Raw genomic sequence first — 12,535 nt, 5'->3', positions numbered from 1 at the left:
AGCATGACCGAGTTCAGCACCCGCGCCGTCCACGCCGGCCAGGAGCCCGACGGCCCCACCGGCGCCGTCATCCCGCCGATCCACCTGACGTCCACCTACGTGCAGGACGGCATCGGCGGGATGCGGAACGGCTACGAGTACTCCCGTGCCGGCAATCCGACGCGCGACTCCCTGCAGACGCTGCTCGCCGACCTGGACGGCGGCGTGGCCGCGTACTCGTTCGCATCAGGTCTCGCCGCCGAGGACGCCCTGCTCCGGGCGGCGCTCCGTCCCGGGGCCCGCGTCGTGATGGGGAACGACGTGTACGGCGGGACCCACCGTCTGGTCAGCCGACTGCACGTGCCGTGGGGCGTCGAGCTCGTCGTCGTCGACATGAGCGAGCTCGACCAGGTCCGGGCCGCGCTGCAGGGCGCCCCCGAGGACACCGTGCTCTGGGTCGAGACGCCGACCAACCCGCTCATGAAGATCGCCGACATCGCCGGACTCGCGACCCTCGGGCACGAGGCCGGTGCACTCGTCGTCGTGGACAACACCTTCGCGTCGCCGTACCTGCAGCAGCCGCTGTCGCTCGGTGCCGACGTCGTCGTGTACTCGACGACGAAGTACCTGGGTGGCCACTCCGACGTCGTCGGTGGGGCCGTCGTGCTCGCCGACCAGGAGCTCGCGGCGAAGGTGCAGTTCCTGCAGTTCGGCGCCGGTGCGATCTCGTCGCCGTTCGACGCCTTCCTGACCACCCGCGGCATCAAGACCCTGGCGGTCCGGATGGAGCGGCACTCCACGAACGCGCAGGCCGTCGCCGAGGCGCTCGTCGCAGCGCCGGGCATCGAGCGCGTCTACTACCCGGGGCTCGCCGACCACCCGGGGCACGACATCGCCGCCCGCCAGATGCGCGGGTTCGGCGGGATGCTGTCCGTCGCACTGTCCGGCGGCCCGGACGCTGCCCGGCGCTTCGCGGAGTCCACGGAGCTGTTCGCGCTGGCCGAGTCGCTCGGGGGAGTGGAGTCGCTCATCGGGTACCCGAGCGAGATGACGCACGCCTCGGTGAAGGGCACGGAGCTCGCGGTGCCCGAGAACGTGGTGCGCCTGTCCGTCGGCATCGAGGATGCGGGCGACCTGATCGCGGACCTGCAGCAGGCGCTGACGCGCTGACGCGGACCTGCAGCACGCGCTGACGCGCATCGCGCGTGGTCCGCGCCCCGCGACGTCGGCGGTGTCGCCCCTCGCCCCTACGATGAGCGGGTGAGCACCACGGCGACGAGGACGGGCCTGCTGAGCGGGCGGTACGCCCTCGCGACGATCGGCATGGTCGCCATCGTGGGCGTCGCGGCGTTCCAGAACCTGGCGATGACGACGATCATGCCGGTGATCAGTCGCGACCTGGACGGCGAGGCCCTGTACGCCCTGGCCTTCGCGGCACCGCTCGCGGCCGGGGTGCCCGGCATGGTGCTCGCCGGCAACTGGACCGACCGCGCCGGCGGCCGGATCGTCGCCTGGGTCTCCGCGCTGCTGTTCGCCGTCGGGACCGCCGTGGTCATGCTCGCGCCGACGATGGAGGTCTTCCTCGTCGGTCGACTGGTCGAGGGCTTCGGTGCCGGCGCGATCGACGTCGTGCTGTACGTGCTCGTCGCCCGCATCTTCCCCGCCGAGCTGCACGGACCGGTGTTCGCCGGGTTCGCGGCCGCGTGGGTGGTCCCGGCGCTCATCGGCCCGGCGATCGCCGGCATCGTCACCGACACGTGGAACTGGCACTGGGTCTTCGCGGGGGCGCTCGTGATCGCCGTGGGCGCGTTCACCGTGCTCGTGCCGACGCTCGGACGGCTGCAGGCACCGGCGGTCGAGCTGCGACCGCCGTGGCAGCGGATCCGGATCGGGTGGTCGGTCGCCGCGGCCGTGTCGATCCTGCTGCTGAACGTCGCGCCGGACCTGACCCCGTGGGGGATGGTGGCCGCGGTCGTGGTCGGCCTGGTCGGGACGTGGTTCGCGCTGCGCCCGCTGCTGCCGACCGGCACCTTCCGCGCCGCCGCGGGCCTGCCCTCGGTGGTGCTGCTGCGCGGGCTCGTGGCGGCGTCGTTCTTCGGCAGCGAGGCGTACGTGCCGTTCCTGCTGCAGGCGAAGCACGGACTGTCCGCATCGGCAGCGGGGCTCGCGCTGACCGTCGCCGCGCTCAGCTGGGCGGCGTCGAGTTGGGCGCACGGTCGGCTGGGGGAGCAGCGCCTGACCGCACGTCGGACCTTCGGTGTCGGCCTCGCGCTCGTCCTGGTGAGCCTGCTGGCGGCCTTCGCGGTGGCGACGCTCGACCTGCCGTGGTGGGTGCTCGTCGCCGGTTGGTTCGTCGGCGGCGCGGGCATGGGGGCGATCTACCCGCGGACGTCGATGCTCACCCTGCGGTTCTCGGGCGAGGGCGACGACGGCTTCGCGAGCTCGGCGCTCACCATCGCCGACGCAGCGGGCAGCGTCATCGGCCTGGCGGTCACCGGGCTGCTGTTCACCGCGACCGGCGGCGCCGAGGGCACGGTGTCCTTCCCGCTGGTCTTCGCGGCGATGATCTGCTTCGCCGCACTGGCGATCGCCGCGGTCCGGCGGCTCGGACCCGTCCCCGCGCCGGTGTCGTCGGCGTCGCCGGACCGCGCAGCCGGGTAGCGTGGCAGACCGGACCGAAGAGGAGACACCCGTGGTGCGCATCGTCGCTGCAGCCGTCGTCCTGACGGCCGCCCTCGCGTTGGCCGGCTGCCAGGGCACGACCTCCGCTGCGCCCACGCCGGTGCAGAGCACGGACCTGACCAGCTCCGACGGCGGGTTCGACAAGCAGGCTGTCATCGGCGTCGTGCTGGTCGACGACGACGCGGCCCTGGGCGAGGACCTGCGCACCGGCCTGTCCGATGCCGGGTTCCGTCCCGACGTCCGGGTCGCACCCGCGTCCGGTGCGGCGGCGTCCCAGCGGACCGCGGTAGCCCAGCTCGTCCGCAAGGGCGCCAAGGCCCTGCTCGTGCACGCGGCTCGGCCGTCCGCGCTCACCGGGGTGATCCAGACCGCGCACGACGCCGGTGTCGTGGTGGTGTCCCTGGGTGATCCGCTGCCGGCGAGCGGTACCGGCGGCGACGGTGTGTCGGCCGACTACCGGGTGCCCGCAGCGGCGGACGACGCAGACCTGGCGGCCACCGCGGTCGAGGTCGTGCAGTCGTTGCAGCGCGGCGAGAAGCCGGAGACCGAACCGAGCGACGGCGACTCGACCGACGCCGAGTGAGCCGAGGCGAGCCGCGTCAGCATCCCGGTCAGCGCCGTGCCACCAGGCGGCTCAGCTCAGCTCCACCAGGCCGGGAACGACAGCGTGATCGTCTCGACCAGCGCCTTCCGCGACCGTCGGGGTCCGGCGAGCCACGCCTCGATCGCCCCGACGAAGCCCTGCGCGACGTAGCCGGCGGCAACGTCGTCGAGGAGCTCGGGGCGGCGGTCGGCGTCGAGCTCGCGGATGTGCAGGGCACTCGACTCGGTGAAGTGGCCCACGAGCAGCCGGTGCAGTGACGCGTCGTTCGGGTCCGGCAGTGCCTTGGCGTAGATGTCGCGGTGGGTGGTCACGTGCTCGACGACCGCGTTGATGCCCCGCCGTGTGATGGTCGCGAGCTCGGCCGCGTCGGCCCCGCGGGCGGCTGCGGCCCGTCGGTCGTCGGCGTCGTCCTGCCGGATGCGGTCGAGCTCCGGCGTCAGCACGTCGGCGAGCAGCGATCCGGGGGAGACCGCGTGCGAGTAGAACGTCGCGCGGTTGATGCCGGCGGCACGGGTGACGTCCGCGACGGTGATCTCGGAGACGGGGCGGTCGGCCGCCAGTCGCAGGATCGCTTCGCGCAGGGCGGCGGTCGTGTGCAGGATCCGGGCATCCACCATGACGCCCACCCCCTTCTGATCCGGTTCACCCGGAGGCCCCCGAGCAGTCCGACGGTACCGCATGGCACGGGATCGGCACGCGGACGGCGGGTGGCAACACGCGGGCAATCCGAGCCGACGGCGTCGGGAGCGCTCCTGCGGCCCGTAGGATGGTTCCGCGGACGAATCGATTCGATCGACGCCGCGATCACCTCCCCGCCCCTCACCGCCGAAGGACTCCTGCTCGTGACCGCGCCCGCCACCACCGGTTCGCTCCGTGTCGTCCTGCACCCCGGAGACTCCCTCCCCCGTGGGCAGCGACTCGTCTACGTCTTCGTCCTGGGCGCCCTGACGGCGCTCGGGCCGTTCACGATCGACCTGTACCTGCCGGCGTTCCCGGCGATCAAGGAGCAGTTCGGCGTCACCGACGGCGCCGTGCAGCTGACGCTCACGGCGACGACGCTCGGGTTCGCGTTCGGGCAGCTGCTCGTCGGTCCGTGGAGCGACAAGGTCGGCCGCCGGCTGCCGCTCATCATCGCGACGACGGTGCACATCGCCGCCTCGATCGGCGCGGCGACCGCTCCCGACATCGAGCTCCTCGCGGTGTTCCGCGTGCTCCAGGGCATGGGTGCGGCCGCCGGCGGTGTCGTCGCGATGGCCACCGTCCGCGACCTGTTCGGCGGCAAGCCGCTCGTCCGGATGCTGTCCCGCCTGGCGATGGTGAACGGGCTGGCGCCGATCCTCGCGCCGCTCATCGGCTCGCAGATGCTCCAGTTCACCAGCTGGCGGGGCATCTTCGTGTTCCTCGCCTGCTACGGCCTGGCCGTGGTGATCGCGTCGATCCTGCTCATCGTCGAGACCCTGCCCCCGGCCCGTCGCCGCGAGGCCGGCCACTCCACGATCGGTCAGCGGTACAAGGCGCTGTTCTCCGACCGGATCTTCGTTGGGGTCGCGCTCATCGGGGCGATGGTGTTCAGCGGGTTGTTCTCGTACCTCAGCTCGTCGCCGTTCCTGTTCCAGGGCGTCTACGGACTCGACGCCCAGCAGTACGGGCTGCTCTTCGCGGTGAACTCGGTGGGCGTCGTGCTCGGTGTGCAGATCTCCGCGCGGTTGGCGCAGCGCGTCGGGCCGCAGTGGATCCTGGCGTGCTCGACGGCGACGCTGTTCCTGGCCTCGATCGCGATCATCGTGCTCGACCAGCTCGGTGCGGGGCTCGTGGGCGTGCTCGTGCCCCTGTGGTTCTTCATCGCGGCGTGCGGGTTCTCGTTCCCCCTCGTCCAGGTCATCGGCCTGGCTGCGCACGGCAAGGAGGCCGGAACGGCGGCGTCGCTGCTCGGCGCCCTGAACTTCGGCGTCGCCGGCCTGATCTCGCCGATCGTCGGTTGGCTCGGCATCACCACCGCGACCCCGATGGCGATCGTGATGGCCTCGACCTCGGTGATGGCCATCCTGATCCTGTGGTTCGTGGTGCGGCCCCGGACGGTCCCCGAGCTCACGCACTGACGGGTTCTCCACAGCTGCCCGGATCAGCCGGACAGCGGCCCCCGCGCGTCCATAGGCTGTGCCCATGAGCGACGCGGTGGAGCAGGCACGGGCAGCGGCCGAGGCCGCCAGGCAGGCAGCGGACGAGGCACGCCGGCTGGCCGACGAAGCCGTGCAGCGGGCCGAGGAGCTCGCCGTCGCACTCGCCGGACAGGAGGCCCGGCTCGCCCCCGACGCGGAGTCCGCCTCCGCCACCCCACCCGGTCCAGAGCCCACCACCGCAGGACCCACCGCAGCCGTCCCGGACGACGCGACGGCGGCTCCCGACGCGGCCGTCCCGGCACCGGCGGACGCCCCGGCGGCCGGCACCGCGCCTCCCGGCAGTGGCGCAGCCCCGCTCGGACCGGACGCCGTCGCCGCGATCCGCACCGGCTACACCGTCGAGGGGCAGGCGCTCGAACTCGGTGCCCTGGTGAACGGCGAGGCGCAGCCCGACGTCCAGGTCCGCATCCCGCTCGGCATGCTGAACCGGCACGGGCTGGTCGCCGGTGCGACCGGCACCGGCAAGACCCGCACGCTGCAGGTCCTCGCCGAACAGATCGCGGCGAACGGCGTGCCGGTCTTCGCTGCCGACATCAAGGGCGACCTCTCCGGGCTCGCGGTGGTCGGGCAGGGGAACGAGAAGCTGCTCGCGCGCACCGCGGGCATCGGCCAGCAGTGGCAGGGCGTCGCGAGCCAGGCGGAGCTCTTCTCGCTCGGTGGTCAGGGCACGGGCGTGCTGATCCGCGCGACGGTGTCCGGGTTCGGGCCGTTGCTGCTGTCGAAGGTGCTCGGCCTGAACGACACCCAGGAGTCCTCGCTCGGACTGGTGTTCCACTACGCGGAGCAGGCCGGGTTGCCGCTCGTCGACCTGGCCGACCTGCGGAGCGTGCTGACGTTCCTGGTGGGCGACCAGGGCAAGGGCGAGCTCGCCGAGCTCGGTGGTCTGTCAAAGCAGACCGCCGGGGTGATCCTGCGCGAGCTCATCACGTTCGCCGACAAGGGTGCCGACCAGTTCTTCGGCGAGCCCGAGATCGACACGCAGGTGTTCCTGCGCACGGCGGCGGACGGCCGGGGCATCGTGAGCCTGCTCGAGGTCCCGGGCGTGCAGGACCAGCCCGAGGTCTTCTCGACGTTCCTGATGTGGCTCTTGGCCGACCTGTTCAACGAACTGCCAGAGGTCGGCGACCAGGACAAGCCGAAGCTGGTGTTCTTCTTCGACGAGGCGCACCTGCTGTTCAGCGGGGCGTCGAAGGACTTCACGGACCAGATCGTGCGGACCGTGCGGTTGATCCGGTCGAAGGGCGTCGGGATCTTCTTCGTGACCCAGACCCCGAAGGACGTGCCGAACGACGTCCTGGCGCAGCTCGGGTCGCGCATCCAGCACCAGCTGCGGGCGCACACCCCCGACGACGCGAAGGCGCTCCGGGCGACGGTGTCGACCTACCCGTCGAGCGACTACGACCTGGGTGAGGTACTGACTTCGCTGGCGACCGGCGAGGCGATCGTCACCGTCATGAACGAGAAGGGTGCGCCGACGCCGGTCGCGTGGACCCGGTTGCGTGCGCCGCAGGGGTCGATGGACCCGATGCCCGCCGCCGAGATGCAGTCGCGGGTGCAGGCATCGCCGTTGCTCGCGACGTACGGCACCCGGGTGGATCCGGACTCGGCGCACGAGATGCTCGCGCGCCGGATGGAGGCAGCTGCTGCCGAGGCCGCGGCGGCGGACGCGCAGAAGGACGCAGCCCTCGCGGCGGCCGAGGCCGAGAAGGAAGCCGCGCGTGCTGCGGCGACCGCGGCCAAGGAGGCCGCGGCGCAGGCCAAGCAGGAGGAACGCGAGCGGGCTGCTGCGCAGAAGGAGTACGAGCGGACGCAGCGCGAGTTCGAGAAGGCCGAGCGGGCTGCGGCGTCGCGGCGTTCGGGCCGGTCGGGGCGGAGCACGCGGACGACGACCTCACGGAAGGCGGACGACCCGCTGTCGGACCTGCTCGGGTCACGGCTCGGCGGCACGATCGCGAAGGAGGTCGTGCAGGGGATCTTCTCGACGCTGCGCCGACGTCGGTGACGTCCAGCAGCTCCGAGCGTCAGCGCCCGAGCAGGCCGGTGAACTCGACGACGAGCAGACCCAGGACGACGAGTGCTGCCACGCCGCCGACGAGCAGGTAGGCCGGCCGCTGTTCGTACCAGGCGCGGCTCGAGGGGTAGCGCTTCGCGAAGACCCGGGCCGAGACCGGACGTGCCTCTTCCGTCACCTGGACGCCCAGGGCGTCGACGACCTGGGCGAGCCCGTCGTCGCCCCACACGTCGGCACGGATGCGGAACAGGTGCGCACCCGTCGCGTCGAACGCCACGAGCTCGCGCATGGTGCGGTCGACCGAGCTGCCGTAGGTGGTGGCGAGCACCAGACTGTGCACGCGGTCGCGGGGGATCCGACGGTGCGCGGTGACCACGCCCCGGATCGTCAGGACGTCGGGGTCGATGCCGATGTACGCCGTGCTCAGTCGGACGAAGACGACGCCCACGAGGACCGCCAGCGCGACGACCACGGTCGCGACCGTCGCCCACGTCCGGAACGGGAACGACACCCAGACCAGGGCGACAGCGAGCGGCACGGCCGAGAACACGATGCTCAGCGCCGTCGAACGGACGAGGGACCGGCGGGGGCGGAGGACGAGGTCGTACACGGTGGCGCGCAGGTGTGGCGTCGCTGGCACCGTCATGTCCCCCATGCGCGTCTCCTGAACCCTCGGGTCTCCCGGGCACGCCGAATCGGCCGCCCTGCGAGCGACGCCCCTGCCGCTCGATGCACCGCGGTCGACTCGTCCCGGAGTCGTCCGCTCCGGCAAGCATAGGTGAACGACAGGGGCCGCGGACAGCCCGTTCCACCCCGGATCGGCGTTTGACGGCCAGTCCTTGGCGAACAGGGGACAGGTGGGTCCGCCGCGTGGGGGACCAGTGATGAGGAATGCCGCGAACGAAGAAAGCCCCGCACCGGAGTGCGGGGCTTGCTCGGCGGAGAATGGGGGATTCGAACCCCCGAGGGCTTGCACCCAACACGCTTTCCAAGCGTGCGCCATAGGCCACTAGGCGAATTCTCCTTGTGCTGTCTCGCGACGGCGACACCCAATGGTACAGGTTCTGCGGGGTGCTCACGACCGTGTGTCGTCGAGGGCAGTGCTCCCAGTTGTCGTGACATGTCCGGCGACTACCCTGGAGCGCGTGTCGACCCGCATCTACATCACGTCAGCAGAAGGGCACACGGGCAAGAGCACCGTCGCCCTCGGCGTCCTCGAGACCCTCGCTCGCTCCGTCGGCCGCGTCGGCGTGTTCCGCCCCGTCGCCCGCTCGGTCGCCGAACCCGACTACGTGCTCGAACTGCTGCTGCAGCACACCGCGGTCGGGATCTCGTACGACGACGCCGTGGGGGTCACCTACGACGACGTCCACGCGGATCCGGACGCCGCGCTCGGCACCATCGTGAACCGCTTCGCCCAGGTGGAGCGGCAGTGCGACGCGGTGGTCGTGCTCGGTTCCGACTACACCGACGTCGGCAGCCCCACCGAGCTGTCGTTCAACGCGAAGGTCGCCGCGAACCTCGGTGCCCCGGTACTCCTCGTCCTCGGTGGTCGTGACGCCGCCGAGCGCGGTGCCCGCACGCCCGAAGGGATGGCGCAGGTCGCAGACGTCACGACGAGCGAACTGCGGGCGGCACACGCGCAGCTGTTCGGCGTCGTCGTGAACCGCGCCGACCCGGAGGCCCTCGCCGCGATCGTGGCGAGTGTCGAGCGGGCCGTGCACGACGACCACCCGGACGTGCCCGTGTGGGCGATCCCGGAGGACCGCGTCCTCGTCGCCCCGACCGTCCGCGCGCTGCTGCAGGCGACCGACGCGACCCTGGTGCGCGGGGACGACGCCCTGCTCGACCGCGAGGCACTCGGCACCGTCGTCGCCGGCATGAGCATGGAGAACGTCCTGCCCCGCCTGATCGAGGGCGGCATCGTCGTGGTCCCGGGCGACCGCAGCGACGTCCTCATCGCGACCCTGCTGGCGAACCAGTCGGACACGTTCCCGAGCCTGGCCGGCGTCATCCTGAACGGCGGGTTCGAGACCGCACCGCAGATCTCCCGGCTGCTCGAGGGCCTGTCGAGCTCGCTGCCGATCGCGCAGAACGACCTGGGCACGTACGACACCGCCCTCCGCATCACGCAGACCCGCGGGCGCCTGGCGGCGGACTCGCCCCGCAAGGCCGACCTCGCGCTGGCCCTGTTCGAGCAGCACGTCGACGCCGAGTCCCTGCGCGACCGCCTGCAGCTCACGCCGTCCGGCGTCGTCACGCCGCTCATGTTCGAGCACGGCCTGCTCGACCGGGCACGGGGGTACGGCAAGCACATCGTGCTGCCCGAGGGCGAGGACGACCGCATCCTCCGCGCGGCGTCGACGCTGCTCGCCCGCCAGGTCTGCGAGCTGACGATCCTCGGCGACCCCGCTGCGATCCGCACCCGCGCGACCGAGCTCGGACTCGACCTCGACGCCGCCCAGCTCGTGTCGCCGTTCGACCCCGAGCTCCGCGAACGCTTCGCCGAGGAGTACACCCGCCTCCGGGCGCACAAGGGCATGTCGATCGAGCTCGCGCGCGACACCGTGACCGACGTCTCGTACTTCGGCACGATGATGGTGCAGCTCGGGCTCGCCGACGGCATGGTCTCCGGTGCGAAGCACACCACGGCGCACACCATCCGGCCGTCCTTCGAGATCATCAAGACCCGTCCCGACACCTCGATCGTGTCGAGCGTGTTCCTGATGGCGCTCGCCGACCGCGTCCTGGTCTACGGCGACTGCGCGGTGATCCCGGACCCGACGAGCGAGCAGCTCGCCGACATCGCGATCTCGTCCGCCGAGACGGCGACCCAGTTCGGCATCGACCCGCGCGTCGCGATGCTCAGCTACTCGACCGGCGACAGCGGCACCGGCGCCGACGTCGACAAGGTCCGCGCCGGCACCGCGTTCGTCCGCGAACGCCGTCCCGACCTGCTCGTCGAGGGCCCGATCCAGTACGACGCCGCTGCCGACCCGACGGTCGCGAGCACGAAGATGCCGGACTCACCGGTGGCCGGCAAGGCGACCGTCTTCATCTTCCCGGACCTCAACACGGGCAACAACACCTACAAGGCCGTGCAGCGCTCCGCCGGCGCGGTCGCTATCGGGCCGGTCCTGCAGGGACTGCGCAAGCCGATCAACGACCTGTCCCGCGGCGCTCTCGTCAGCGACATCGTGAACACCGTCGCGATCACCGCGATCCAGGCCGGCACCGCGTCCGACGCGGCCTGACCTGCGCGACGCACACCGCGCCTCCCGTCCGGCCGACCAGGCCATGAGCAGAAAGCGACACCACCCGTGACCGCAGCCCTCGTCGTGAACTCCGGATCGAGTTCGTTCAAGTACCAGCTCATCGAACTCGAGGGGGAGCGCACGCTCGCCTCCGGGCTCGTGGAGCGCATCGGCGAGTCGGCCGGCGCGTGGAAGCACACCAACGCGCTGACCGGGGAGTCGTCGTCGAACGACGCCGCGTCCGTGCCGGACCACGCCGCCGGGTTCCAGGCGATGATCGACGCGTTCGCCAAGGTCGGCCCGTCGTTCGACGAGCACCCGCCGGCCGTCGTCGGCCACCGCGTCGTGCACGGCGGCACCACCTTCGACCGCGCGACCGTGGTGACGGACGACGTCGAACGACAGATCGAGGCGCTCAACAGCCTCGCGCCGCTGCACAACCCGGCGAACCTCGAGGGGATCCGGGCCGCGAAGCAGGTGTTCTCCGACGTGCCGCACGTCGCCGTGTTCGACACCGCGTTCCACCAGACCATGCCGCCGCACGCGTACACCTACGCGATCCCGGCCGACCTGGCGTCGAAGTACTCCATCCGCCGCTACGGCATGCACGGCACGAGCCACAAGTACGTCTCCGAGCAGGCCGCGGTCTTCCTCGACCGCCCGCTGTCCGAGCTGAAGACCATCGTGCTGCACCTGGGCAACGGTGCCTCGGCCGCAGCGATCGACGGCGGGAAGTCGATCGAGACGTCGATGGGCCTCACGCCGCTCGAAGGTCTCGTCATGGGCACCCGCTCCGGCGACCTCGACCCCGCCGTCCTGCTGCACCTGCACCGCGAGGCCGGGCTGTCCTTCGACGAGCTCGACACCATGCTCAACAAGCAGTCCGGGCTGCTCGGCCTGACCGGCAACGGCGACATGCGCGACGTCCAGGACGCCGCCTTGAACGGTGACGAGGTCGCCGAAGCGGCGCTCGCCGTGTACCGCCACCGCATCCGTCGCTACGTCGGCGCCTACACGGCGCAGCTCGGCGGGCTCGACGCGGTGGTCTTCACCGCCGGCGTCGGCGAGAACAACGCGCTGCTACGCCGGCGCGTGCTCGCCGGGCTCGAGCACCTGGGCATCGAGATCGACGCGGACCGCAACGAGCTGGGATCCCGGGAGGCCCGGGTCATCTCCACGGACACCTCACGTGTCGCGGTGCTCGTGATCCCGACGAACGAGGAACTGGAGATCGCCCGGCAGTCGGCTGCGGTCGCGCTCTGACGCGGAGCGCGCTGCGCGGTGCGCGCTGCGCTGCCTGGCGCCAGCACGGTGCGGCCTGGCTGGGCTGGTGCGGGGTTGGTGGCTGGGTGCGCGCTTGTAGCGCGGCACGGAGCGTGCAGGCTCGCACGGGGTGAGGAGGTGCGGACGGGAGGCGCGGGGCGGGCTGGCGCCGTGCCTCCCGTCCGGCGCTGGTTCGCGGTCACCGCACGGTGCGGCCTGGGTGGGCTGGTGCGGGGTTGGTGGCTGGGTGCGCGCTTGTGGCGCGGCACGGAGCGTGCAAGCTCGCACGGGGTGAGGAGGTGCGCACGGTGCGGACGGGAGGCGCGGGGCGGGCTGGCGCCGTGCCTCCCGTCCGGCGCTGTGTCGCGGTCACGGCACGGTGCGGCCTGGGTGGGCTGGTGCGGGGTTGGTGGCTGGGTGCGCGCTTGTGGCGCGGCACGGAGCGTGCAAGCTCGCACGGGGTGACGAGGTGCGCACGGTGCGGACGGGAGGCGCGGGGCGGGCTGGCGCCGTGCCTCCCGTCCGGCGCTGTGTCGCGGTCACGGCACGGTGCGGCCTGGGT

The 12,535-nt window shown here is 72.0% G+C and carries 9 protein-coding genes and 1 tRNA gene; 7 read left to right on the top strand and 3 right to left on the bottom strand.

Annotated features, from left to right (window positions below; translation table 11 throughout):
• Window positions 1–3: 3 nt before the first annotated feature.
• From EDF31_RS07235 to EDF31_RS07225, 3 genes are all read left to right on the top strand, one after another.
• A complete protein-coding gene (locus tag EDF31_RS07235; protein ID WP_131845685.1) occupies window positions 4–1,149 on the top strand; it encodes a cystathionine gamma-synthase in 1,146 nt (381 codons plus the stop codon).
• A gap of 90 nt (window positions 1,150–1,239) precedes the next feature.
• Window positions 1,240–2,640, top strand: coding sequence for an MFS transporter (locus tag EDF31_RS07230; protein ID WP_131845684.1), 1,401 nt, complete (start codon window positions 1,240–1,242; stop codon window positions 2,638–2,640).
• 31 nt (window positions 2,641–2,671) lie between these two features.
• Window positions 2,672–3,244 (top strand): substrate-binding domain-containing protein, encoded by a 573-nt coding sequence (locus EDF31_RS07225; RefSeq protein ID WP_165901358.1) that lies wholly within the window; start codon window positions 2,672–2,674, stop codon window positions 3,242–3,244.
• A 56-nt stretch (window positions 3,245–3,300) separates the two neighbouring features.
• On the opposite strand, the gene EDF31_RS07220 is transcribed toward EDF31_RS07225, so the two are convergent.
• Window positions 3,301–3,882: a TetR/AcrR family transcriptional regulator gene (locus EDF31_RS07220; RefSeq protein WP_159573139.1), complete on the bottom strand. Its 582-nt coding sequence runs from the start codon at window positions 3,880–3,882 to the stop codon at window positions 3,301–3,303.
• A gap of 225 nt (window positions 3,883–4,107) precedes the next feature.
• Here EDF31_RS07220 and EDF31_RS07215 point away from each other — a divergent pair, with 225 nt between their 5' ends.
• Together EDF31_RS07215 and EDF31_RS07210 are read left to right on the top strand one after the other, a co-directional pair.
• Entirely contained in the window at window positions 4,108–5,364 is a 1,257-nt protein-coding gene (locus EDF31_RS07215; RefSeq protein WP_131845682.1) for a multidrug effflux MFS transporter, read from the top strand.
• 64 nt (window positions 5,365–5,428) lie between these two features.
• Window positions 5,429–7,447 (top strand): helicase HerA-like domain-containing protein, encoded by a 2,019-nt coding sequence (locus tag EDF31_RS07210; RefSeq protein WP_131845681.1) that lies wholly within the window; start codon window positions 5,429–5,431, stop codon window positions 7,445–7,447.
• Between the two features lie 19 nt (window positions 7,448–7,466).
• On the opposite strand, the gene EDF31_RS07205 is transcribed toward EDF31_RS07210, so the two are convergent.
• Both EDF31_RS07205 and EDF31_RS07200 read right to left on the bottom strand, forming a co-directional pair.
• The gene (locus tag EDF31_RS07205; RefSeq protein WP_131845680.1) at window positions 7,467–8,111 is read right to left on the bottom strand and encodes a hypothetical protein; all 645 of its coding nucleotides are present in this window, start codon (window positions 8,109–8,111) and stop codon (window positions 7,467–7,469) included.
• Window positions 8,112–8,395: 284 nt separating this feature from the next.
• Window positions 8,396–8,480: transfer RNA gene (locus EDF31_RS07200), tRNA-Ser, on the bottom strand.
• 121 nt (window positions 8,481–8,601) lie between these two features.
• Here EDF31_RS07200 and pta point away from each other — a divergent pair.
• Entirely contained in the window at window positions 8,602–10,710 is a 2,109-nt protein-coding gene (gene pta / locus EDF31_RS07195; protein ID WP_123292134.1) for a phosphate acetyltransferase, read from the top strand.
• Window positions 10,711–10,776: 66 nt separating this feature from the next.
• On the top strand, window positions 10,777–11,973 hold the full coding sequence (locus tag EDF31_RS07190) for an acetate kinase (protein WP_131845679.1): 1,197 nt from the start codon (window positions 10,777–10,779) through the stop codon (window positions 11,971–11,973).
• Window positions 11,974–12,535: the final 562 nt, after the last annotated feature.

The organism is Curtobacterium sp. PhB142 (genome assembly GCF_004341255.1).
Classification (GTDB): domain Bacteria; phylum Actinomycetota; class Actinomycetes; order Actinomycetales; family Microbacteriaceae; genus Curtobacterium.
Note: the sequence above shows the minus strand (reverse complement) of the source record. Positions and strands in the feature narration are given on the sequence as shown.